The sequence below is a fragment of the Actinocrispum wychmicini genome (assembly GCF_004345645.1).
In the GTDB taxonomy this organism is placed as follows: domain Bacteria; phylum Actinomycetota; class Actinomycetes; order Mycobacteriales; family Pseudonocardiaceae; genus Kibdelosporangium; species Kibdelosporangium wychmicini.
Window position 1 is genome coordinate 1 of sequence record NZ_SLWS01000011.1, and the last position, 23,639, is coordinate 23,639.

A 23,639-nucleotide genomic window follows, 5' to 3' on the forward strand; every position below is an offset into this window, starting at 1 on the left:
CCACGGCCACCTCACCAAAACCACCAAAGGCCACTACACCCTCAACCCACCACCCATCTCGACACCACCACCAACCCTCTAACTACGCGGCATTGCAGCCCCGAGACCAGGCGATACGGACCTCTTGACACGTGTGGTTGCCTCCCGGCAGGTCGGTCGGGAGAGAGAACGCGCCCAACAATGACCCCCAAGAAACTGCCGAATGCCCCATCAAAGGGGCACCCCACTCTCTCCTGATCGATCAGCCGCCCGGCGAGGGCAGTCTTTGAACAACGAGCACTCATCAGGCAAGAGATGCGCTCGCCGCGCAGGCAGATCAACCAGGAGAGGAGGGGGACCGCGCCCTCTCTCCCGCCCGACCTGCCCGGAGGGAACCATGGGTGTCAAGGGGAGCGTATGGCCTGGTCCCGGGGCCGGGTCCCGTAGGCGCACCCCTTGACACCCATGGTTTGCAAAGCACAGGTCGGCCGGGAGAGAGGACACGAACCACAGGTCTGTTGTGCGGGGCACGACCCTGGGACAGCGGTGAGGACACGGCCGCTAGGACAGCGGTGAGCACCACCCCTCAGGGAGCCGGGTGGGACTGTGGCACGGGCACGGGCACGGGCACGGGCACCGGAGCGGAGCGGAGCGGGCCGACCTGTGGGGTGGGCTGTGATTGGGCCTTGGTGTCTTTGTCAGTATCGGTAGTGGTCTGGCTTGTACGGGCCGGCTGTGTCTACTCCGATGTATTCTGCTTGGGCTTTTGTTAGCTTTGTTAGTTTTACTCCGAGGGCTTTCAGGTGGAGGTGGGCTACTTTTTCGTCCAGGTGTTTGGGGAGGGTGTAGACTTCGCGGGCGTATTCTCCGGGCTTTGTGTACAGTTCTAGTTGGGCAATTGTTTGGTTGGTGAAGGAGTTGGACATCACGAAGCTGGGGTGGCCGGTGGCGTTGCCCAGGTTGAGGAGACGGCCTTCGGAGAGGACTATGATGGAGTGGCCGTCTGGGAAGGCCCATTCGTCGACCTGGGGTTTGATGGGGATCCTTCGGATTCCTGGGGTTGTGGTCAGGCCGGCCATGTCTATTTCGTTGTCGAAGTGGCCGACGTTTCCGACGATCGCGTTGTGCTTCATCTGGGACATGTGGTCGGCGGTGATGATGCCGAAATTGCCCGTTGTGGTGATGAACAGGTCGGCTTTGTGCACCACGTCTTCGAGGAGGACGACTTCCATGCCTTCCATGGACGCTTGGAGTGCGCAGATCGGGTCTATCTCGGTGACCACCACGCGGGCTCCTTGGCCGCGCAGGGACTCCGCGGCGCCTTTGCCGACGTCGCCGTAGCCGCACACCACCGCGAGTTTGCCGCCGAGCATCACGTCCGTCGCACGGTTGATGCCGTCCGCCAGGGAGTGGCGGATGCCGTATTTGTTGTCGAACTTGGACTTCGTCACCGAGTCGTTCACGTTGATCGCCGGGAACAACAGGGTTCCCTCCTTGGCCAGCCGGTACAGGCGGTTCACGCCGGCCGTCGTCTCCTCGGTGACGCCTCGGATCTGCTCCGCGAGACGAGTGAACCGCTGTGGGTCGGTGGCCAGGCTCTTGGACAACGTTCGCAGTGCCAGGCGGTAGTCCTCGGAGTCCTCGGCGGTCGGCTCCGGCACCACGCCGGCGGTCTCGAACTCGACCCCCATGTGCACCAACACGGTCGCGTCGCCGCCGTCGTCCACGATCGTGTTCGGCTCGAACCCGAACAGCTGGTCCGTGCACCACCAGTACTCTTCGAGAGTCTCACCTTTCCAGGCGAACACCGAGGTACCGGCCGGTGCCTCCACTGTCCCGTGTGGACCGACGACGACCGCGGCCGCCGCGTGGTCCTGGGTGGAGAAGATGTTGCACGACACCCAACGCACCTCGGCGCCCAACTCCACCAGGGTCTCGATCAGCACCGCGGTCTGGATGGTCATGTGCAACGAGCCCGCGATCCGGGCACCGCGCAACGGCTTTGACGGCCCGTACTCCGCGCGGATGGCCATCAGGCCAGGCATTTCATGCTCGGCGAGCTGGATCTCCTTACGGCCGAACGCGGCCAGCGACAGGTCCGCGACCGCGAACTGCAGGCCGTTGACCTTCTGCAGGACAGTCAAAAGAGCACCTCCTGTGACAGGAGGCGCCCTTGCGTGTCGGTGTCCGGGCCGAGCGTGGCGGGAACCCGTCCCGTCGCAGCGCCTCTCGGCCCACAGCCAGGATTCCACTCGACCGCCGACGCTGTCAACCGACGTCGAAGTTGACCATCATCCCCATGTCCTCGTGTTCGAGGTTGTGGCAGTGCAGCATGTACCGCCCCCGGTACCCGTCGAACCTGGCCAGCACCTCCACCACCTCGTACGGGCGCACCTCCACGGTGTCCTTCCAGCCGGCGTCGCTGGCCATCGGCCGTTGGTTGTCCCTGGCCACCACCTGGAAGTGCGCCAGATGCAGATGTACCGGGTGGTGGAAGTCGCTGGCAAACCGCCACCGCTCGACCGTGCCCAGCCCCGGCCGCGCCATGGTTTTGTCCGGGTCGAACATCTCCCCGTTCACCGTCCACATGCGCATGCCGTCACCCGAACCCGCGCGGAAGTCGAACGTCCTGGTGGCCACCGGACCGCCCAGTTTATCCACTGCAGACAGTCGGTCAGGGACGGTCGCGGCCGAACGGCCAGGGCGGACCACCTTGAACCGCATCACCCGGCCGGTGTCGCCGGACTCCAACGTGTTCACCAACGTCACCTCGGTGCCGACCGGGTACGCGGCGAAGTCGACCACCACGTCGAACCGTTCGGCCGGCGACACCGGGATCTCGGTATGCCGCACCGGCGCGGCCAGCAGACCCACGTCGCTGCCGACCTGGACCAGATCGCCGCCCGGGTCGAGCTTCAGCCGGTACTGGCGCGCGTTCGACGCGTTCAGGATCCGGAACCGGTACTTCGACGCGTCCACCTCCAACACCGGCCAGGGCGCGCCGTTCACCAGGATCACGTCGCCGAGCACCCCGTTGCCGAACGGCGCTTCCACGCCAGGACCGGGCCGCAACGCCGGATAGATGAACGAGCCGTCATCCGCGAAAGCGCGATCACAGATGATCAACGGGATATCGTGGTCATCCTTCGGCAACGGCAGATTGTCGTCCTCGTCGTCGGCGACGATCGCCATGCCCATCAGCCCACGCCACACCTGCGGCGCGCTGTAGTCCATCCGATGGTCGTGATACCAAAGCGTTGCCGCCCGTTGCCGCAACGGATACGTATAGTCCTTAGTCGCGTTAGGACGGACAAGGTCCGTCGGATACCCGTCCGAATCAGGCGGAGTGACACCGCCGTGCAGATGAGTCGACGTGGGCACCTCCAACCCGTTGCGAATCCGCACAACGGCTTGACGACCGCTGCGGAAACGGAACAGCGGCCCGGGGAACATGCCGTCGTAACCCCAGATCTGGGTCCGCGTCCCAGGAATGATCTCCACGTCCGCGGCCCGCTGCGTCAGCTCGTAGTAGTCCGTGTCGCCGCTTGTCCGAACGGGACGAGCGGCCGCGGCGACGGGCAACGGCACCGCGAACGGCTTCGGCAACCGAGCACTGCGCAACAGGCCGCTCGCCGACGGCCGGTCCAACACCACGAACCCGGCGGTGCCCAACACCGCGGCCCCGGCCACCAACCCCAGGAAACCCCGCCGTGTGGTCACGACCGCTCCCTGCCGTACGAGAATGCCAGGCCCAACATGCGAACCGCCAAGGCGAACATTCCAACCCCCAGCGGAATGTGCAGCCACAGGATCCGCGCGCCGCCGACAGCCATCTGTACGACCGTGATCACCAACGCGCCGACACCGATGAGGATCAGCTCCCGCGCGTTCTTGTACTTCACGGCGAGAATGATCGCCACGACGATCCACACCAGCGTCGCCACCACGACGACAGCCGCGTTGAGACCGTGCATGTCGAGCATGCCGACATCTCCGGTGACGAACAGCCCAGCGAACACCGCCTGGCCCATCACCGCCACCGCGAACAGCACGCCGGCCACCCGCAACGCCCACAAGGCGATTGGCGCGACCCGTTTGATCGTTGTTGTCACGGCTGGAATGCTCTCGGCCCGACACCAGTCGCCGCGTCACACGCGGGAGGACAATGACGCGTACGACCCAGGGGGTACTACGCACGGTGAAGTACGCCGATGGAAGTACTAGGGATTGCCGTTGCGTTCCTGGAGGCGCTTCCGTTCCACGCCGCTGAACTGCCGCAAGTCCGCGGTCGAGCCGTCCGGCCAGGTCAGCCGCGACCGCGTCAGCTCGATCCGAGGACGATCGGGTCCGCTGCTCTGCCAGAGGATCCGATCGGCACCGAGCAACGCGGCGTGCGTGTGAGACCAGGCGATCCAGATGTCCTCGCCGGCATCCTTGATCGCGTCACCGGCCGTCTCGGCCAGGCAGCCCTGGGCGCCCTGCACCTGGAACAGCCGGTCTCTGGACGCTCCGTCCAGCACCTTGCCCAGGCGGAACACCTCAAGGATCTCGTTCAGGATGAACACCAGGATCATGAAGACGAACATCGGGATGGCCACGATCACGGCGACGACGATGCCGAGGACCTTCCTGAGCCGGCCGACCTGGTCACGACCGGGCACGTCGAAGGCGACCTTCTTCATCTGGAAGTAGCTGACCGCGACCCGCTCCCGCCACTGCTCCTGGAGCATGGCGCGGACCTGTTCGCGCACATCCTCCGGCGCTACCTTGTCACGACTCATCCAGCGGCTGCCATTCGAAGCTGTCGAAGATGTCCACGGCCACAACGCACACGTGTTCCCAATCCTGCCAGCTGTTGGTCTGCACGGCGACCACGCCGACGGTCGTCCCGTCCGGGTCGGGCACCCACAGCGACACCTGCCGGCTCAGGATCGGCACGGACTCGCCCTCGTACTCCAGCGCTTGTGGGTCCTCGGTGACCAGGGTGACCGCCGGGCCGATCGGCAGCCGGTGCCGGGCCGGGACCCCCTTGGCCTGCGACTCGTGGACCTCCAGCAGGCCCTCGACCGCGGCCGGGACGGTGTGGTGTTCGGACGGCATGGTGGTGCAGGTCAACGTGATCATGATCGGCCGGGTCGGGTCGTCCGGCGACCGGTACAGGGCGACGGCCGCGTAGTCCATGCCCTGACCCGCGGTGAGGCCGATGGCCGAGTAGGCGGCAGCGGTGGCCGCCGCGTACTCGCTGTCCGGGTCCAGGCCGAACAGCGCCGCCATTTTCGCGACGAGCGTCGAGCGGACCTCGGGAATGTCGAAGTCCTCCTCGTCCACCGGGAGTTCGATGAAGCCCTCAGGGAGGGCCAGGGTGAAGCCGCGCCGGGCGACCGCGGGCGTCGTCATCGGCCCACCACCCGGTGGAACGTGTTCGCGGCGCCTTCCTTGGCGTTCTCGACGTACGGCTGGGCCTCCCACTTGCCCACGGTCACGGCACCTGTCTTGATCGTGTTGACGGTGGCGCCCGCCACGACCGCGGCCCCGCTCTGCGCGGTGTGCGCCAGCTTCGGCCCGCTGCCGAGCAGCTTCTTGCCGCCGGTCTCGAAGGTGTTCACCGCGAACTCGCCGATCTTGGGCGCGCCGAGCTTGCCGCCGACCGCGTTGATCCCCTTGACGCCCTTGTTCAGCAGGTTCGCGCCGCCGCCGATCTGCTGCGCGCCGGCCCGGGAGATCGTCTTCATGCCGGCCTGGACGCCCTTGGCGATCTTGGTGCCGTCCTCGGCGAAGGTGGCCGCGGCCTTGCCGGCCTTGAACGCCTTCGGCAGGACCTTGGCCGCGCCGATCGCGCCCTTGGCCGAACCACCGCCGGGGATCATGCCGATCGCGTCGAACCCGATCGTGCTCCAGGACACGTTCGCGCCCGCGGCCTTGGCCAGCAGGTGTGTGCCCATCGCCGCCGCGCTGACGCCGACAGCCGCCGCCGCTGTGACCGCGTTCACGCCCGGGATCCAGGACGTGGCGACGGCCACGATGCTCAGCACCGTGCCGATCGCGCTCAGCACGTCGCCGATCTTGGCGATCAGGTCGGCGTGGTCCTTGATGAACTGCCAGGCGTCCTTGGCCAGGTTCGCGATGCCGTCGACGATCCCGCCGATCCACTCGCCGATCCGGTCGAAGAAGCCCGGCTCCTCCGGGGCCTCGTCCTTGGCGTCGCGCAGGGCTTTGGCGACGTCGTCGGCCAGGCCCTGGTGCTGCTCGAACAGGCGTTTCGCGGCGTCCCGGATGTGGTCGAGATCCGCGTTGGCCTGGTCGAGCCGCTGCTTGGCCGCGTCGAACCGGCCTTGCGCCGCCTTCAGCGCGTCGTCCGAGTCGAAGGTGCGACCCGCCAGGCTCAGGTCGGGGTTGCCCTGGGCGGACTGGACGGACTTCAGCGCCGCCTCGGCCTGCGCCTCGTAGTCGGCGGCGGTCCGCTGCAGCGAGCTGAGGTCGGTCGCCCAGCCGTCGAGCACCTTGGCCGCGTCGCCCAGCGAGTTGTTGGCCTTGGCCAGGTAGCCGGGCAGTTCGCCGACCTTGCCCTGGAAGGCGTGCGCGGCCTCGCCCTCCCAGATGCTGCCGCCCTGGCCGACCTTGAGCATGGTGTCGTGCGCGTCGCCGAGGTCACGGGCGACCGAGCCGAGGTTCTCCACCAGCTGGGTGATCGAGCTGATCGTGCCGGGCGCCGGGTCGAAGCCGAGCGCGGGGAACTGGGTCGGGCTCATGCCGACCCCGCCATCCGGCGACCGATCGCCGAGTCGGTCCCCGCTGGCGTGGCCGGGGCCGCGGGTGCCGCCTCCGCCGCCGGGAAGTACTGCGCGATGTTGGTCTCGGCGTCGTTGTACTGCTTCTTCGTGGCGTCCAGCCCGTCGACCATCTTGCTCGCGGCCTTGGCGAGCTTGCCGGTCCCGTACTCCCAGCGGTCCTGGAAGGCCGCGCCGGCGTGGTCGATGTCCCTGCTGCCGAGATCGTGCACACCCGCGTTGCGCAGCGAGTCGTTCGCGCTGTTCATCCGGTCCTCGGCATGCGCGAGCTGGTCGACCAGGCGACCGAGGCCGCTCAGGTCGAGTCGGTAGCCTTCCGCCACGAACGTCATCCTTTCCCCAGTTGTTTCCCTGCCGACCATACCGACGCAAGGGAATGTCCATTGGTTCCGGTCCGGTTCGGACTGATTGACTACGCTTGGCCGCCATGGTGTTGCGGAAGGCAGCCAGTCCCCGGGCGGATGAGCCGGTCACCGTGCTCGAACTGTTCTTCGACCTGGTGTTCGCGTTCACCGTCACCCAGGTCACCGGCCGTGCCGGACGCCTTCGGTGGCGGGGCATGGGCGTTCGCCGTCGGATACGTCGTGGTCGTGGCGGTGCACGCCTTCTCGTTCGCGCGGGCCCGTGGGTTCTCGCTGCGGCCGGCGCATTTCGCCGAACGGCACCGGCTGCTGCTGATCATCGCGTTGGGGGAGACCATCATCGCCATCGGCGGCGGCGCCAGCCGGCGGTTGGCGGAGTGGCCGGTCGTCCTCGCGGTCGTGCTGGCGATGGTCCTGATCTCGGCGCTGTGGTGGATCTTCTTCGTGGGCGACCACCACGAGGACGGCGAACGGGCGCTGGCCGGGACCACCCCCGAAGCACGCGCGGAACGGGCGCGCTGGGCGTACTCCGTCGCTTACCTGGTCGTCATCGCCGGGCTGGTGGCCACCGCGGCCGGACTGCACGCGGTCGTGCACGAGCCGACACACCGGCTCGACCTCGCCGGCTCGATCACGCTGGCCGGTGGGGTGGTGGCTTTTCTCCTGGGAATCGTACTGTTCCTGCGCGTGCTACGGGTTGGGTCCTGGATGGAGCCAGCCGTGGGCGCGGCGGTGTGCTCGGTCACTGTCCTGCCTGGACTGTGGGTCAACGCGCTGGTTCAGTTGGCGGGACTGGCCGTGGTGCTGATCGCGGTGGCAGCCATCCGGGCCCGGACGCGCGAAACCCCTCACGCGGACCTTGACGCGTGAGGGGTTTCCGGCGGGTTCAGGCCAGCTCCGCGACCGCGTCGGCGACGCGCTCGGGGGCTTCCAGGGGAAGCATGTGGCCGATACCGGTGAGGCGGTCGAAGCGGGCGTTCGGCAGGGTGCCGGCGAGGACCTTGCCGAGCGAGCTGTCGATCACCTTGTCGACGTCACCGTGCAGCACGACCGCGGGCAAGGTGACGTTCGCGAGGTCGGCCCGCAGGTCCATGCCCTGTGAGCTCTTGAAGCACGCCGCGCGGACCTGACGGGCCGTGCCGGCGAACAGCACCCGGTGGGCTTCCAGGTTCTGCTTGGAGATGGTGGGGCCGACGGTGCTGCCGAGCATCTTGCGGCCCAGCGGGCCACGGCGGAACGCCCACGCGAACACCGGGTTGCCCATCAGCTTCACTTCGCTCTCCGGCGTGTCCTGGTCGTTGGCCGCGGTCGACAGCAGCACCAGGCCACGGACCCGGGACGTGCCCTTGACGACCAGCTGCAACGCGGCGAACCCACCGCCGGAGTGACCCACTACCACGGCGTCCGTGGCGTCCACTGAGGACAATACCGCGTCGAGGTCGGCGGCGAGCCGGGCGATCCCGATCGGCGTGCTGCCCAGGGTGGAGCCGGCGTGGCCGCGCTGGTCGTACGTGACGACAGTATTGCCCTGCGCGACCAACAGCGGGACCACCGAGGACCACACGTCCCGGCCGGCGGCCCAGCCGTGCGACAGAACCACTGTGGTGCCACCGGAACCGTGCACGGTCACCGCGAGCCGGGCGCCGTCGTCCGTCACGACCACGCGGTCGTTCGTCAAGGTGGGGGCGCTCATCGGTGCACTCCGTTCGAGGTGTGCCGGCCGCCGATCACGGTGTTCAGATTGGCGAACGCGAGCTGGGTGGCGTCCGAGTGCTTCTGGCCGATGTCCGCGACCTTGCTGAGCACCTTCGCCAGGCCCTGCGGCTGGGCGGTGAAGTGCAGCGAGACGCGGGTGGCCAGGCCGCCGTTCACCGGCTCCACCGTGAAGTCGGCGGTGCCGCGGAACACGCCCTCGAAGTACTCGGCGGTCAGCCGGCGGCCCGGGACCACCGACACCGTGCGGGACGTGAAGCGCAGCTTCGGGCCGCCCTTGTCCTTGCCCTTGGGGTGCACGGTCCACTTGACGGTCGTGCCCAGCTCGTCCGCCGGGCCACTGGACTCGAAGGTGTTGAACGGGAGCCAGAAGCTGGCGGCGCCACTCAGCTCGGCGACGAGCGAGTGCCAGACCAGGTCGGGCGAGGAGTCGATGTATGCCTCATCGATGATGTCGTAGCCGCTCATGCGGACGCCTCCTGGAGTTGTTGCGTCGTTGGAGCGAGAGCAGGGGCCGACCTGGGGCCCCTGCCCCCGCCCTTTGTCCCACGGCGAGTAGGACCAGGCTGGCCAGGGCGACGGTGACCTGACCGTGGGTATGGGGTCACGCTTGGACGCGGACGTGCTTCTCGGCGCCGGTCAGCGTGGCGACCTGGTACGCCTGCACGTCGAACTTCTTGGTGCTCTTGGTGAACTTGCTCGTCTTCATCGGCCACAGCGACGGGTTGCGGCCGGTGGAGTCGACGTACCAGCTGTTGCAGGTGGCCGGGTCCCACGCGGTGCCCTCGATGGCCTTCTCCACGAACTCGTTGTAGCGCTCCTGCACGTCCGACTGGACCTCAACGCTGGCAAGGCCGCGCTTGTTGATCGTGTTGACCGCGTCGATGACGTAGTTCATCTGCGCCTCGATCATCAACGTCTGCGAGGAGTGGCCGAGCGTGGTGTTCGGGCCCAGCATCAGGAACAGGTTCGGGAAGCCGGCGACCGTGGTGCCGCGGTACGCCTTCATGCCGCTGCGGTCCCACTGCTGCTCCAGCGTGATGCCGGCGCGGCCGGTGAGCTTCGCCGCGATCGGCCGCTTGGTGGCCTGGAAGCCGGTGCCGAGGATGATGGCGTCGACCGCGCGCTCCTTGCCGTCCGAGCCGACGATGCCGGTCGGCGTGACGCGGCCGACCTCGCCGTCGATGATCTCCACGTTGTCCGCCTGGATGGCCGGGTACCACTTGTTGGAGAACAGCAACCGCTTGCAGGCCACCACGAAGTTGGGGGTCAGCCGGGCGCGCAGCTCTGCGTCCGGCACGCTCTTCTTGAGGTACTTCTCCGCGTTGCCCTGCACGGTCTTCGCGGCGATGTTCGGGTTGGAGAAGATGAACGAGAGAATTTCCCGGCCGCGCTTGTTGAAACCACGGCGGAACGCGCGGTAGCCAGGGAAGTTCTTCAACGCCCAGCCGTGCAGGCCCTTGTTGGGCTTGTCCGGCTTCGGCATCACCCAGGGCGCGCTGCGCTGGTACAGGTCCAGGTGGCCGACCTCAGGCTGGATCGCGGGCACGAACTGGATCGCCGACGCGCCGGTGCCGATCACCGCGACCTTGCGGTCCTTCACGTCGTAGCTGTGGTCCCACTTCGACGAGTGCATGATCTTGCCCTGGAACTCGTTGATGCCAGGGATGTTCGGGATCACCGGGTCGGAAAGATAGCCGCTGCCGGCGACCAGGACCTGCGCGGTGTAGTCACCCTGGGAGGTCTGGATGTTCCAGCGCCGCAACCGCTCGTCCCACTGCGCGCCGACGACCTCGTGGTTGAACTTGATGTGCGGGCGGACGCCGTAGCGGTCGGCGATCCCCCGCAGATAGTCGAAGAGCTCGTCGCGGGTCCCGAACGTGCTCTTCCAGTCCGACTTCTGCGCGAACGAGTAGACGTAGAGCAACGCCATGACGTCGCAAGCGACACCCGGGTAGGTGTTGTCCCGCCACGTGCCGCCGACCTCGTCCGCCCGTTCGAGCACGACGAAGTCGGTCACCTTGTTCTCCAGCAGCTTGACTGCCACGCCCAGACCGGAGAAGCCGGTGCCGATGATGGCGACCTGTACGTGCGGGGTCGGCTTCCCGCCGGTGACGGTGCCGGCCGGGCTCTGCTTGTTGATCTCGTCGTTGACGGTGCTCGTCACGGCGTGCCTCCTTGGGGAGCGCGCGGATGTCGGTGACGAGGAAATCGCGTGGCTCGCAAGAAGTGCGCAAGACGCGTCTGGACAGCACGTCGGGAGTGATCCTAACCACGCGCGAACGGATTGGACACCGCACTTGACACGTTGCGCCGTCGTTGCGGCCGTCGCTGTTCACTCCTTGCCAGAACGGCAGCCCTGGGGCCTGGCGCGCAAGCGGGATCCCGGAGCATTCGAGAGGAGCAAGGCAAATGGAACTGCCCACTGTCGAAGATCTGGCCGAGCAGCTGAAGGCCGTGTCAGGTGCCGCCGAGGTCGGTCCGGACGACGCCATCCAGCAGATCTCGGACGTCGACTCGCTGGACCTGATGGAGTGGCTGTACGGGTTCCAGAATCAGTACCCGCACATCCCGGCTGACGAGTCCCTCTTCGCGGACATCGACGACACCACCACGCTGCGCACAGTGCATGCGAAGCTGCTGGCGCTCGTTCCGCAGGCGACTGAGGCGTAACCGCCGTGAACGGCTTCGACATCACCGGGTGGGGTATCTCCGTACCCGAGCGCGTAGTCACGTCGCCAGAGCTCGCGGAGCAGTTCGGCATCGACGAGGACTGGATCACCAGTCGGTGCGGCATCCACGAGCGCAGGCGAGTGGAACCGGGCCAGACGACCGCCACGCTCGCCATCGAGGCGGGCCGGCGGGCGCTCGAACGGGCCGGGCTGAGCGGCAGCGACATCGCCCACCTCATCGTGGCGAGTGCGACGCCGGAACAGCTTTCCCCGGCCACGTCCGCGTTCGTGCACCACGGCCTCGGCATCGAGGGCAGCGCGCACGACATCAACGCGGAGTGCTCCGGGTGGATCTACGGCCTCATCTTCAGCGCGGCCATGCTGAAGATCGACCCGCGACCGATCCTGCTGGTCGGCTCGGACACCCATTCCACGCAGCTGAACCCGGTCGACCGGGACCTGGGCATCCTGGTCGGCGACGGCGCGGGCGCGGTCGTGCTCCAGCCGGGCGACAAGGACTGGATGCTCGCCTGGAACATGGGCGCGGACGGCTCGCGGCAGGACTCCCTGCGCGTCAAGGCCGGCGGCAGCAGGATGCCGACCACCGCGACCAGCTTCCAGGAAGGTCTGCACTTCTCCGAGATCAAGGGGAACGAGATCTACCTCAACGCGGTCCGCTTCACCGTGCGTTCCGTCCGCGAAACGCTCGAGAAGGCCGGATACACCGCGGACGACGTCGATCACTTCGTTCCGCACCAGGCGAACATTCGGATCATCAACTCGATCCTCGACCACACCGGTCTCAAGCCGGAGCGGCTGGTCACCAACCTGTGGAAGTACGGCAACACGGCGTCGGCCTCCATGCCGATCGCGCTGGCCGAGGCACTCGACGAGGGCCGGTTCAAGGATGGCGACCTGGTTCTGCTCGCCGGGTTCGGTGCCGGCATGACATGGGGATCAACCCTTCTGCGATGGGGCGGTGTGTCGGCATGAGCCGTAAACAGTTGGTAGACGTTGCCCGGCCGGACTCCCCGGTCGCCCTGGTGACCGGCGCGTCCGGTGGCCTCGGTCAGGCGCTGGCGATCGAACTGGACGCGTTGGGGTGCCGGGTCGCCGTGCACTACAACAGCTCCCGGGACCGGGCCCAGGCCGTCGCGGACAAGCTGGAGAACGACTCCATCGTGGTGACCGGTGACGTCGCCTCGTGGGAGGAGGTCAACAAGATGTACAAGGACATCTCGGAAGGCCTCGGCCCGGTCGACGTGCTGGTCAACAACGGCGGCATCCGCAAGGACTCGCTGATGGCGATGCAGTCGCCGGACGACTGGAAGCAGGTCATCGAGACGAACCTGATCGGGACGTTCCACACCTGCCGGGTCGCGGTCGGCCACATGCTGCGCAAGCGCTGGGGCCGGATCGTGAACGTGGTCTCGCCGTCGGGCCTGATCGCCTCGGCCGGCCAGACCGCGTACTCGGCCTCCAAGGCGGGCGTCATCGGCTTCACCCGCACCCTGGCCGCCGAGTGTGGCCGCCGCGGTGTCACGGTGAACGCGCTGTCCCCGGGCTTCATGGTCACCACGATGACCAAGGACCTGTCGGACTCGGTGATGGAGGGCATCCGGGAGAAGTCCCCGATCCCCCGGTTCGGCACCCCGGAGGAGGTCGCCCGCTCGATGGCCCTGTTCCTGGAGTGCGACTTCACCACCGGCCAGGTCATCAGCGTCGACGGTGGGGTTTCGATCACCTGAGTGGTTCCGCAGGGCGGCCAGACAACGATCCGTCTGGCCGCCTTCGCACAGCTGGGAGTGTGAACCGTGTCCGATATGCACACACGCGTGCGTGAGCTCGCCGAGTTGCGAGAACTGGTTCGGCAGGGGCCGAGCGCCAAGGCCACCGAGGCCCAGCACGCGCGCAACAAGCTCACCGTGTACGAGCGGTTGGAGCTGTTGCTGGACAAGGGGTCCTTCAACGAGGTCGAGGGGCTGCGGCGGCACCGGGCGGTCGGGTTCGGGATGGAGAACCGCAAGCCGCCGGGCGACGGCGTGGTCACCGGGTGGGGCACGATCGAGGGCCGCACGGTCTTCGTGTACGCACACGACTTCAGGGTCTTCGGCGGCTCGCTCGGTGAGGCGCACGCGCAGAAGATCCACAAGATCATGGACATGGCCGAGTCCACCGGCGCGCCGCTGATCAGCCTGAACGACGGCGCCGGCGCGCGCATCCAGGAAGGCGTCACCGCCCTGGCCGGCTACGGCGGCATCTTCCGCCGTAACGTCCGCGCTTCCGGTGTGATCCCGCAGATCTCGGTGATGCTGGGCCCGTGCGCCGGCGGTGCCGCGTACTCGCCCGCCTTGACCGACTTCGTGTTCATGGTGCGTGACTCGGCGCAGATGTTCATCACCGGGCCGGACGTGGTGCAGGCGGTGACCGCGGAGCAGGTGACACACAACCAGCTCGGCGGCGCGGACGTGCACGCGGCCAACGGTGTCGCGTCCTTCGTCTACAACGACGAGGAGACGTGCCTGCACGACGTGCGTTATCTCGTAACGATGTTGCCGTCGAACAACCAGGAGCAGGTGCCGGTCACGGTCACGAGCGACCCGCCGGACCGCCGCTGCGACTCCCTTCTGGACGTCGTGCCCGCGGAACCCGGACGGTCGTACGACATGCACGAGGTCATCGAGGAGATCGTCGACGACGGCGAGTTCATGGAACTGCACGAGCGGTGGGCCGGTAACGTCGTCACGGCGCTCGCGCGCATCCACGGCACGACCGTCGGCATCGTGGCCAACCAGCCGCGCCAACTGGCCGGTGTGCTGGACATCTCGTCGTCCGAGAAGGCCGCCCGGTTCGTGCAGCTGTGCGACAGCTTCAACATCCCGATCGTGACCCTGGTGGACGTGCCCGGCTTCCTGCCCGGCACCGACCAGGAGTTCAACGGGATCATCCGGCACGGCGCGAAACTGCTGTACGCGTACTGCAACGCCTCGGTCCCGCGGATCCAGGTGATCCTGCGCAAGGCGTACGGCGGCGCGTACATCGTGATGGACTCACGGTCGATCGGCGCCGACCTGTCGTACGCCTGGCCCACCAACGAAATCGCTGTGATGGGCGCGGACGGTGCCGCGAACGTCATCTTCCGACGGGACATCGCGGCCGCCGAGAACCCGGACCGCACCCGCGTCGAGAAGATGAACGAGTACAAAGAACAGCTGATGCACCCGTACTACGCGGCCGAGAACGGTCTGGTCGACGATGTCATCGACCCGGCCGACACCCGGTCCGTCCTCGCCCGTGCGCTGGCCATGCTGCGCACCAAGCGCGGCACGTTCACGTACGCCAAGCACGGGAACCCGCCGGTATGACCAACGCGGACCTGATCGTCCTGCGGGGTCAGCCGGACGACGACGAACTCGCTGCGTTGGTCGCGGTCCTGGCCGCGATCGACGCTCGGGCGGCGGCCGAGTCCACCTCGGACAACGCCGCCGCCGGCCTGTGGGCCACCGGCCCGTCCCGGCCCGCCTTCCGCCCACCTCACGCATGGGGCGCGATAACTCCGCGATAACGGGGTCTGCCCGGGCAACGCAGACACGGCTTGGCCGCGCCGGTCATTTACGCGCCGCAACACGCCCGACATCGCCCCAAGCACAGCGGAGGCCAGCCATGAACGAAGATGTCGGTCGCGTGGGGCGGGGTGGAAATGGCCGGCTTGAGGCGGCCAAGCCCGCCCGAGCGGAGCGAGGGCAAATAGGCACAGATACCCCCTCACAGAGTTGCCGCTCTGTGAGGGGGCTTGGTTACGCTGACTGGGGTTGGAGGTCGAGGCTGGCGAGTGTCCAGTTCGCCTCCGCGCGCAGGGTCTCCGCTCGCCTTCGGTCACCTGCGCGTCCTCTAGCCTCCAATGCCTGTGCCAGCGCCAGTTGAGCCAGTGCCGTCCATGGCCGGGCCTGGCGGTGAGCCAGCCCGGCGAGCGCCGCTGTCAGGTGGCGCTCCGCGTCGTCCCAGTCTCCAACGATAACCGCGAGACGGCCAAGATGGAATGACGCGGGGCCCACGAAACTGCGATAGCCCACGCAGCAGTTCAGGTCCGCGTACGGTTCCAGCAGCGTACGCAGGGCTTCCGCGGTTGCCGGGTCGCCAAGTTCGACGCCGCCCAATGCCAGCAGTCCAACTATGTGCGGCCATTCGTCGCCCGACGGCAGCGGTTCCACACCGGTCGCCAGGGCGCGCACGGTCAGGTGCGGCAGTCCCCGGTCGCCGCCGACGAGCGAGATGAGCGACCGTTCGGCGGCTTCGTAGGTGCTTGGGCTGTCCGGCCACGAGCTGCGCCGCAGCCAGTTGGCGACGATCATCTGCCGGGCGGCCATACTTCCTGGGACGGGGGCGATCCTGTGGTCCGTGTCGTCCGGAACCCGGTGTACGCGTTGGGTTACCGCCGCCGCGTCGCTGAACCTGCCTTCGGTCACGGCAATCGCGACAGTGTGATCGATCCGCAGGGCGGCACCGACGTGATCTCCCTCGCCTGCGTCGATAGCGATGTCGATCGCGGTGTTGAGGTCGACCATCGCGTTGCCGGCCAGGATCACGTCGCCGGAGATCTCGGCGGCCATCGCGCGGTGGTGCGTGGCGACGATCTGGAAGTACTTGTCGCCGACGGCGGCCGCGACCGCCTGCATCTCCGCGGCCAGGTTCATCCGCCGCTTGACGTCCTGTGGGCCTTCCAGCAGCTGCAGTTCCCGCGTCATCGCGGTCAACGCGGCCGTCGACTGTTCGCCGGCCACGACCGAACCGCCCAACTGCGACTGTCGGGCCAGCAACCGTCCGACGGTCACGGTGTCCACCGCGGCCGGCCCGGACTTGAGCAGGATCTCGATCAGCGCCACCGCCTCGCTGCGCATCCGGGGCCGGCTCAGCACCACGTCCGCCAGGCCCAACGCGGCCTGCGCGGCCATGGTCAGCCGTCCGTTGTGCAGCGCCTGGATCGCGCCGTCGAGCAGGGTCTGCTCGCAGTCGGTGTGGCCGGCCGCGAGCTGCGCCAGGCCCAGGTTGGTGAGCGCTTCGGCACGCAGTTCGACGTCCGCCGCAGGCACGTGCTCCAGCGCTTGGCGGTGTAGGTGCACGGCCTCGTTCGGGGCACCGTCCTGGCTGGCTCGCGCCGCCGCCCGCCATCCCCACCGGACTGCGCGCTGGTCGCCGTGCGGGACCGCGCCGGCGTCCCGGTGGTGGGCCATGGTTCGGCTGTAGCGCGCCAGTTCCCCGGCCCTGCGCAGCTCGATCGCGTCCGCCAGGCGGGTGTGCAGCCACCGGCGGCGGGCCGCGCTGGCCTGTTGGTAGATGGCCCTGCGGACGACGTCGTGCACGAACCGGAACTCGTGCGTGAACTCGCCGTCGGTTTCGGCCACCAGGCTTTCGCACACCAACGCGTCCAACGCCTCGACCGCGTCCGCGGTGGACAGCTCCGCCGCCTGGGCCGCGATGTCGAGTTCGAACGTGGGGCCAGCGGCCGCCGCGGTCCGAAGCAGCTGCCGTGGCGCGGAATCCAGTGCGGACAGCCGTGCGCTCGCGTACTCCACGATCCCGGACGGCATCGGCGGCCGCGCAGGGTCCGGGTCGCCGTGCCACCGCAGCAGTTCCAGCAGCAGGAACGTGTTCCCGGCGGTGTCGGCGATCAGCTGGTGCGGCGGGGGAGCCTGGCCGGCGGACGTCTCCGGCAGCACGCGCCGGATCAACGCCCGCACGTCGGCCTCGGCCAGCCCGGTCACCGGTATCCGGCGCAGCCAGCCTTCCCGGTCCACGTCGTGGATCGCGGCCGCGAAGTGGTCGGGCGCGTCCGGCCGCCTGCCCGGCGCGCCGGCCGTCGCCGCGATCATCAGCGACGTCCCGAACCGGCGCCGGTACACCTGGCGCAGCATGACGAGCGTGTCGTCGTCGGCCAGGTCCAGGTCGTCCAGCACGACGAACACGGGCTGGTCCCTGGCCACCTTCACCAACAGTTCGGTGAGCGCCAACAAAAGCTCCGCACGCTTGGACGAACCCAACTCGTCCAAGTGTTCCGCCGCCAGCAACCCCGTCAACGTCTCCTGCGTGGCCTGGCTCAGGTCGGGCATGGAGTCCGTGGGCGTCGCGGCGACGTACCCGCCGAGCGCCTCCACGAACGGTTGGCACGGCACGGTCGACCCAGAGTCGCTGCGGCCGTACATGACCACGCCACCCGAGACGCTGATCCGCCGCGCGGCCTCAGTGACCAGGCGGGTCTTGCCGATGCCCGGCTCGCCGGTGACCAGGACCATGTGGCAGGCGCCGTCCTCCACCTGCGCCCAGGTTGCGGACAGCCGCGCCAGTTCCTGCCTGCGGCCGACAAAGGGCGCCGCGGAACCGCCGTTCGACCTGGACTTCGTCATCCGCGGCCGGCTCGGCGCCACAACCGGGCTGCCGAGCAGTTCCGCGTACGCCGCCTGGGTCTCCGGGGCCGGGTCGATACCCAGTTCCTCGGCCAGCATCCGGCGCAGCTCGTGGTACGACCGCAGTGCCTCGGCCCGGTTGCCGGCCGCGACATGCGCGGTCATCCGGCAGCGATGCGCGCTTTCCCGCAACGGCGCCCGGCGCACGGCTTCATCCGCGAACCGCAGACTGTTGCGTTCGTCGTTGAGTGCGGAGGCGGCCAGGCTGGCGGTCTCCAGCGCGGAGACGAGCAGCTCGCCCAGCTTCTCTCTAACACTGTTAGGCCACTCGCCGTCGTGATCAGGCATGAACGGCCGCTCAAGCACGGCCACGGCCGCCGCGGCCAACCGTTCGGCGTCCGCGAACTCGCCCGCGGTGAACGCCTCGGTGGCCTGGGCGACGTCCGTCTCGGCCTGCTCGACGTCGACGACCGCGCCGACCGGCAGCCGCAGGAGATAACGGCCGCCCTGCGCGATAATCGGCGGGCTCGCGTTGATGTCGTCGCCCGCGATGAACCCACGGACCCTGCTCACGACGCTGCGCAGCGCCGACGCCCACGTGTCCGGCAGACCCTCCGGCCAGACGGTGTCCGCCAGGTGGTCCCGGCTCGTGCCCCCGGTGCGTTCCATGACCAGGCGCGCGAAGGCGACCTGGGTCTGCGCGCTCGACAGGTGCCGCGGAGCGGCTCCGTCGCGCTCGATCGTGACCAGCCCGGTGAGTCTGATCAGCATGCTGACCTCCTCGAACGGGCCCCACTGCCCTGGTGATGACGCTTGGTCGGCGCCATGTCAGTCAACCCCTCAGGTGAAGCCTCGCCAGCCGCCCAATCGGACGTCTGTATAAAGGTTACCTACATGGCTTCACAGGTCCACCCCTGAAAAATTCATACCCGGACCCCTGAGCGCCTGTGTTGCGCCGGGCTTGCGCGAGTCCCCGTAGAACTTTGCCGTGGAGCAGGAGTTCCTGGAGGGAGCTGACCGTGAACGCATCGGGAGGGTGGGGACGCCTCGAGCACCGGCTGGACGCGATCGCCCGGCGGATGCGGTCCCTGGAATGGGGTGACGAGTACCGGCGAGCCAGCTTCGTGCCCTACGACATGGAGCCGGACCAGCCGTACGTCACCGTCGACGGCAGACGCCTGCTGATGATGTCCAGCTACAGCTACCTGGGCCTGGCCGGTGACCAGCGCGTCATCGAGGCGGCGACCACCGCCGTCGAGCACTACGGCACCGGCAACCACGGTGTCCGCGCGCTGGCCGGCACGATCCCGTTGCACGAGGAACTCGAAGCCGAGCTCGCCGCGTTCGTCGGACGCGAGAGCGCGCTCGTGTTCACTTCCGGGTACGCCGTCAACACCGGTGTCATCGCCAGCATGTTCGGCCCGGACGACACCCTGCTGGTCGACAAGACCGTGCACGCGAGCCTGATCGACGGCGCCAAGTTGGCCGGCGCGACCGTGATCCGCTGGCGCCACAACGACCCTGAGCACCTGGACCGCAAAATGCATGAGGTGCAGTCCACCGGGTTGCGGGTCGTCGTCGTGGACAGCGTGTACTCGATGGACGGCGACATCGCCCGGTTACCGGAGATCCGCGAGGTCGCCGACCGCTGGGGCGCGCTGGTCATGGCCGACGAGGCACACGCCCTCGGCGTGATCGGCAAGACCGGCCGCGGCATCGAGGAGCACTACGGCCGGGACGACCTGGTGGACGTCAAAGTGGGCACGCTGTCCAAGGGCATCCCGTCGATGGGCGGCTGGGTGGCCGGCCCGGAACGGCTGATGCTGTTCCTCAAGTACCACGCCAGACCTTTCCTCTTCTCGGCCGCACTGGGGCCCGCGCAGGCGGGAGCGGCCCTCGAAGCGCTGCGCATCCTGGACCAAGAACCCGAACGGGTGACTCACATACAGCGGGAATCGGCCAGGTTGCGCAGCACCCTCGTAGACGCCGGCATCGATGTCGGCCAGTCGGAGACCGCGGTGATCCCGATCATCTGCGGATCGGACGGCGCCGCGTACGACTACGCGATGGCCGTCAAGGGGGCCGGTGTGATCGGCCTCCCGGTGTTGACGCCGGCCGTGCCGAACAACCTGGCCCGGCTGCGGATCTCCGTGACCGCCCGGCACAGCCCGGCGGACGTCGACCTGGCGGCCAACGCCTTCCGGCTGGCCGCGTACCAAACCCACCTGATCGCGGCCTGACCTGGAGCGATGATGTCACCTTCACCTGTCGTCATAACCGGAATGGGTGTGGTCAGCCCGGCGGGCTGCACGTTGGACTCGTTCTGGTCGGCGCTGCGCTCGGGGCGGTCGACCGCGCGGCGGATCACCGATCTCGACCTGTCCGACCACAAGGTCCAGATCGGCTGCCGGGTCACCGGGTTCGACGAGATCGGCCTGCTGGGCGCCAAGGAGGCCCGCCGGCTCGACCCGTTCGCCCGCTTCGGCGTCACCGCGGCGCTGTCGGCGTACAACGACGCCGGATCGCCGCAGCCCGACCCGCAGCGCACGGCCATCGTGGTCGGCAACGCGGTCGGCGGGCGACGCACCAGCGACGACGAGACACGCAACTACTTCGCGGGCGGCCCGGTCAAGGTGAACCCGCTGATGCCGTTGATCAACATGCCGAACGCGGCCGCCGCCGTGCTGTCGATGAAGCTGGGCTGGCACGGTCCCGCGCTCACCATCGCCTCGACGTGCGCGAGTGGCGCGGACTCCATCGGCTACGGCCGGATGCTGTTGCAGTCCGGCCAGGTGGACGTGGTCATCGCCGGTGGCTGCGAGTCGATCCTGACCGAAGTGACGCTGGCGGCGTTCGGGAACCTCAACGCTGTCACCACGACCCACAACGACACCCCGGAGATCGCGTCCCGTCCGTTCGATGTGGACCGCGACGGGTTCGTGATGGGTGAAGGCGCCGCGTTCGTCGTGTTGGAACGCGCCGATGACGCCCTCGCGCGCGGCGCGCGGCAGTACGCGCAGATCTCCGGCTACGCGGCCACCGCGGACGCGTTCCACCTGTCGGCGCCGCAAGACGACGGGCTGTACGCGGTGGCGGCCATGCAGGGCGCGATCGCCAACGCGGGCCTCACACCGTCGGACATCGTGCACATCAACGCGCACGGCACATCCACCGCCGCCAACGACCGCGCCGAAGCGTTCGCCCTGCACAAGGTTTTCGGGTCGGACGGCCCGCCGGTGACCGCCTCCAAAGGTGTCATCGGGCACTTGATCGGAGCCGCCGGCTCGGTCGAGCTGGTCGCCACGGTGATGGCCATGCGCGAGTCCGTGGTGCCCCCAACCGCAAACCATGAGCGGCTGGAGCCGGGAATGCAGATCGACGTCGTGCACGGCACACCCCGCAAGGTGGCCAGTGGCCCGGCGCTGTCGAACTCCTTCGGTTTCGGCGGCCACAACGCCTGTCTGGTGGTGACGCCGGTATGACCGAGCTGACTGCGAACGTAACCCGGACCGCGACCGCGGACGAGATCGTCACGTACCGCGACGTCGTCCGGACCGGACTGACCTCCGCTGCCGGCGCCTCGCCGCTGCACGCGTTCGTGCTCGCCTCGCCGGTGCTCGACGAGTCCGTGAACCTGGTGAACGCGACCACCGCCGACGGTTCGCCGTTGGGTCGCGTGCACCTGTCCCAGGAGATCACGTTGCACCGCCCGGTCCGTGCCGACGAGCAGGTGACCGTGGCCCTTTCGATTGCCGGCGCCCGCAAGCTCGCCAAGGGCGTGCAGGTCGGCATGAAGGTCTCATTGGTCGGCGACGACGGCGTTTTCGCCGAGCTGGTCACGGGTGCGATGCTCGTCGGCGCGGTCACGCCGGAGACGTTCGGCGAGTTGCCGCCGTTTCCCGGCAAGGGCAGCACGGCCGAGGCGGTCAACGTGGCCCGGACGATCGCGCGCGAGACCGTGACACGGTACGCACACGCTTCCGGTGACCTCAACCCGATCCACTTGGACGACGTGGCCGCCAAGGAGGCCGGGTTCGCCGACGGTGTGATCTGCCACGGCATGAGCGTCCTCGGCGTCGTCGTGGAAGAGGTCGTCGACCGGTTCGCCGGCGGTGACGTCGAGCGGGTCCGCAGCCTCGGCGCCCGGTTCTCCGCCGCCGTCAACCCGGGCACGCCGTTGGACATCGTGTTGCAAAACGAAGACAACACTGTGCGCTTCAGCGTGAAGACCCCGAGTGGGGCGGCGCTGAAGAGCGGCTGGGTGGAGTTGCGATGAGCACGTTCAGGGAGTCGTTCCTGACCCAGGTGAGCCGCCGCCCCGGCGCGGCCGCGCTGGTGTGGCACGGCGAGGTCACCACGTACGGCGAGCTGTACGAGCTGGCCGACAAGGCACGGGCCCGGCTGGAGTGGCTGGACCTCGACCCGGGTGAGCCGGTCGGCCTGCTGGCCAAGAAGTCCCCGGACGCGGTCGCGCTCGTACTCGGCACTCTGTTGTCCGGTCGCCGGTTCCTGCTCCCGTCGCCGGCACTCGCCAACTCGGCGCTGACGAGCCTGTTCGCGCAGGCCAAGTGCGGCCGGGTGGTGGTGCCCGAAGGTGTGGACGAGTTCGTGCCGGACGCCAACGCCGACACCACCGCGGTTGACGCGTCCGATGTGGACGGTGTGCACTTCATGCTGACCACGTCCGGCTCGACCGGACTGCCCAAGATCGTGCCGCTGCCACAGGTCGCCGTCGACCGGTTCGTGGAGTGGGCAGGCAAGGAGTTCGACATCCGTCCGGGTAGGACGGTGCTGAATTACGCGCCGCTCAACTTCGACCTGTGTCTGCTGGACGTCTGGACGACCCTGGCGCACGGCGGCACGGTCGTGCTGGTCGACGCCGACTACGCGGCGAACGGCCGGTACCTGCTGGACCTGGTGGTCAAGCACGAGGTCAACGTGATCCAGGCGGTCCCGATGTTCTTCGGGCTGCTGCTGGATGTGGCCCGAGAAGAGGCACTGACCAGCGTCGACCGGGTGATGTTCACCGGCGACGCGATCCCGGACCGCACGCTGACCGAACTGCCGAAGCTGTTCCCGAACGCCACGCTGCACAACATCTACGGCTGCACCGAGACCAACGACAGCTTCCTGCACACCCTGGAAGCGGGCGAACAGCCGCCGGTGTCCATCGGCAAGCCGTTGCCCGGTGTGCACACCCTGGTCCTCGCCGAGGACGGAACTGTCCTGAATGGACCGGGAACGGGTGAGCTGTACGTGTCCACGCCGTTCCAGGCGAAGGGCTACCTGGACCGCGCCCGGCACACCGACAAGTTCGTGCCGCACCCGACGGGAGCGGACGCGAGGGCGTGGTTCCGGTCCGGCGACCTGGTCCGGCGCGAGACGGACGGGCGCGTGTTCCTGATCGGGCGCAGCGACTTCCAGGTGAAGGTCCGCGGGGTCGCGATCAACACCGCCGAGGTCGAGCACGTGCTGCAGGAACACCCGGCCGTGCTGGAGGCGGCCGTGGTCGCCGTGCCGGACCCGATCGCCGGCCGCAAGCTCGTCGCCGCTGTGCAGCGCGCCCCGGACAGCAAGCTCAACAGCCTCTCGTTGCGCCAGCACTGCGCACGACGTCTTCCCCAAGCGGCCATTCCGTCCACATTGCACATCGTGGACACACCGTTGCCGAAGACCTCCACCGGAAAGGTCGACCGCAACGCGGTCGAAAGTCTGAAGAAGTAA

21 protein-coding genes and 1 riboswitch are annotated in these 23,639 nt (G+C 68.2%); of the genes, 10 read left to right on the forward strand and 11 right to left on the reverse strand.

Annotated elements, in window-relative coordinates; all coding sequences use genetic code 11:
* Window positions 1–677: 677 nt before the first annotated feature.
* The 7 genes from ahcY to EV192_RS39500 all read right to left on the reverse strand — a co-directional run bounded on the left by ahcY (window position 678) and on the right by EV192_RS39500 (window position 7,090).
* Window positions 678–2,123 (reverse strand): adenosylhomocysteinase, encoded by a 1,446-nt coding sequence (gene ahcY / locus EV192_RS39470; protein WP_132123781.1) that lies wholly within the window; start codon window positions 2,121–2,123, stop codon window positions 678–680.
* A gap of 14 nt (window positions 2,124–2,137) precedes the next feature.
* A riboswitch (S-adenosyl-L-homocysteine riboswitch) is annotated at window positions 2,138–2,216 on the reverse strand.
* A gap of 31 nt (window positions 2,217–2,247) precedes the next feature.
* Window positions 2,248–3,699 (reverse strand): multicopper oxidase family protein, encoded by a 1,452-nt coding sequence (locus tag EV192_RS39475; protein ID WP_132123782.1) that lies wholly within the window; start codon window positions 3,697–3,699, stop codon window positions 2,248–2,250.
* Window positions 3,696–4,091 carry a hypothetical protein gene (locus tag EV192_RS39480; protein ID WP_132123783.1) on the reverse strand — a complete coding sequence of 132 codons (396 nt, stop codon included), beginning with the start codon at window positions 4,089–4,091 and terminating at the stop codon, window positions 3,696–3,698. Before EV192_RS39480 ends, EV192_RS39475 begins: the two co-directional genes overlap by 4 nt.
* A gap of 108 nt (window positions 4,092–4,199) precedes the next feature.
* The gene (locus EV192_RS39485) at window positions 4,200–4,760 is read right to left on the reverse strand and encodes a hypothetical protein (protein ID WP_132123784.1); all 561 of its coding nucleotides are present in this window, start codon (window positions 4,758–4,760) and stop codon (window positions 4,200–4,202) included.
* Window positions 4,750–5,376 (reverse strand): hypothetical protein, encoded by a 627-nt coding sequence (locus EV192_RS39490; protein ID WP_132123785.1) that lies wholly within the window; start codon window positions 5,374–5,376, stop codon window positions 4,750–4,752. The genes EV192_RS39485 and EV192_RS39490 overlap by 11 nt, the downstream gene beginning before the upstream one ends.
* A complete protein-coding gene (locus EV192_RS39495) occupies window positions 5,373–6,728 on the reverse strand; it encodes a putative T7SS-secreted protein (RefSeq protein WP_132123786.1) in 1,356 nt (451 codons plus the stop codon). The genes EV192_RS39490 and EV192_RS39495 overlap by 4 nt, the downstream gene beginning before the upstream one ends.
* Window positions 6,725–7,090 carry a hypothetical protein gene (locus EV192_RS39500; RefSeq protein ID WP_165960867.1) on the reverse strand — a complete coding sequence of 122 codons (366 nt, stop codon included), beginning with the start codon at window positions 7,088–7,090 and terminating at the stop codon, window positions 6,725–6,727. The genes EV192_RS39495 and EV192_RS39500 overlap by 4 nt, the downstream gene beginning before the upstream one ends.
* 210 nt (window positions 7,091–7,300) lie before the next feature.
* Here EV192_RS39500 and EV192_RS39505 point away from each other — a divergent pair, with 210 nt between their 5' ends.
* Complete coding sequence (locus EV192_RS39505; RefSeq protein ID WP_165960868.1) at window positions 7,301–7,999, forward strand: low temperature requirement protein A; 699 nt, start codon at window positions 7,301–7,303, stop codon at window positions 7,997–7,999.
* Window positions 8,000–8,015: 16 nt separating this feature from the next.
* Here the strand turns inward: EV192_RS39505 and EV192_RS39510 are convergent, their stop codons facing one another.
* From EV192_RS39510 to EV192_RS39520, 3 genes are all read right to left on the reverse strand, one after another.
* Window positions 8,016–8,822 (reverse strand): alpha/beta fold hydrolase, encoded by an 807-nt coding sequence (locus EV192_RS39510; RefSeq protein ID WP_132123789.1) that lies wholly within the window; start codon window positions 8,820–8,822, stop codon window positions 8,016–8,018.
* Window positions 8,819–9,310 carry an SRPBCC family protein gene (locus EV192_RS39515; protein WP_132123790.1) on the reverse strand — a complete coding sequence of 164 codons (492 nt, stop codon included), beginning with the start codon at window positions 9,308–9,310 and terminating at the stop codon, window positions 8,819–8,821. The genes EV192_RS39510 and EV192_RS39515 overlap by 4 nt, the downstream gene beginning before the upstream one ends.
* A 136-nt stretch (window positions 9,311–9,446) precedes the next feature.
* A complete protein-coding gene (locus EV192_RS39520) occupies window positions 9,447–11,009 on the reverse strand; it encodes a flavin-containing monooxygenase (RefSeq protein ID WP_132123791.1) in 1,563 nt (520 codons plus the stop codon).
* A gap of 245 nt (window positions 11,010–11,254) precedes the next feature.
* Here EV192_RS39520 and EV192_RS39525 point away from each other — a divergent pair, with 245 nt between their 5' ends.
* From EV192_RS39525 to EV192_RS39545, 5 genes are all read left to right on the forward strand, one after another.
* The gene (locus tag EV192_RS39525) at window positions 11,255–11,515 is read left to right on the forward strand and encodes a hypothetical protein (RefSeq protein ID WP_132123792.1); all 261 of its coding nucleotides are present in this window, start codon (window positions 11,255–11,257) and stop codon (window positions 11,513–11,515) included.
* A gap of 5 nt (window positions 11,516–11,520) precedes the next feature.
* Window positions 11,521–12,507 carry a 3-oxoacyl-ACP synthase III family protein gene (locus EV192_RS39530; RefSeq protein ID WP_132123793.1) on the forward strand — a complete coding sequence of 329 codons (987 nt, stop codon included), beginning with the start codon at window positions 11,521–11,523 and terminating at the stop codon, window positions 12,505–12,507.
* Window positions 12,504–13,262, forward strand: coding sequence for a 3-oxoacyl-ACP reductase family protein (locus EV192_RS39535; RefSeq protein ID WP_132123794.1), 759 nt, complete (start codon window positions 12,504–12,506; stop codon window positions 13,260–13,262). The genes EV192_RS39530 and EV192_RS39535 overlap by 4 nt, the downstream gene beginning before the upstream one ends.
* Window positions 13,263–13,337: 75 nt before the next feature.
* Window positions 13,338–14,879 (forward strand): acyl-CoA carboxylase subunit beta, encoded by a 1,542-nt coding sequence (locus tag EV192_RS39540; protein ID WP_132123795.1) that lies wholly within the window; start codon window positions 13,338–13,340, stop codon window positions 14,877–14,879.
* Window positions 14,876–15,079 carry an acyl-CoA carboxylase epsilon subunit gene (locus EV192_RS39545; protein WP_132123796.1) on the forward strand — a complete coding sequence of 68 codons (204 nt, stop codon included), beginning with the start codon at window positions 14,876–14,878 and terminating at the stop codon, window positions 15,077–15,079. The genes EV192_RS39540 and EV192_RS39545 overlap by 4 nt, the downstream gene beginning before the upstream one ends.
* A 232-nt stretch (window positions 15,080–15,311) precedes the next feature.
* Here the strand turns inward: EV192_RS39545 and EV192_RS39550 are convergent, their stop codons facing one another.
* Window positions 15,312–18,686 (reverse strand): ATP-binding protein, encoded by a 3,375-nt coding sequence (locus EV192_RS39550; RefSeq protein WP_132123797.1) that lies wholly within the window; start codon window positions 18,684–18,686, stop codon window positions 15,312–15,314.
* Between the two features lie 248 nt (window positions 18,687–18,934).
* Between EV192_RS39550 and EV192_RS39555 the strand changes: the two genes are divergently transcribed.
* The 4 genes from EV192_RS39555 to EV192_RS39570 are packed head-to-tail and all read left to right on the forward strand — an operon-like array spanning window position 18,935 to window position 23,639.
* Entirely contained in the window at window positions 18,935–20,155 is a 1,221-nt protein-coding gene (locus EV192_RS39555) for an aminotransferase class I/II-fold pyridoxal phosphate-dependent enzyme (RefSeq protein WP_132123798.1), read from the forward strand.
* Window positions 20,156–20,167: 12 nt separating this feature from the next.
* Window positions 20,168–21,397, forward strand: a complete 1,230-nt coding sequence (locus EV192_RS39560; protein WP_279495224.1) for a beta-ketoacyl-[acyl-carrier-protein] synthase family protein — start codon at window positions 20,168–20,170, stop codon at window positions 21,395–21,397.
* Window positions 21,394–22,191, forward strand: coding sequence for a MaoC/PaaZ C-terminal domain-containing protein (locus EV192_RS39565; protein WP_132123800.1), 798 nt, complete (start codon window positions 21,394–21,396; stop codon window positions 22,189–22,191). Before EV192_RS39560 ends, EV192_RS39565 begins: the two co-directional genes overlap by 4 nt.
* Window positions 22,188–23,639 (forward strand): AMP-binding protein, encoded by a 1,452-nt coding sequence (locus EV192_RS39570; protein ID WP_132123801.1) that lies wholly within the window; start codon window positions 22,188–22,190, stop codon window positions 23,637–23,639. The genes EV192_RS39565 and EV192_RS39570 overlap by 4 nt, the downstream gene beginning before the upstream one ends.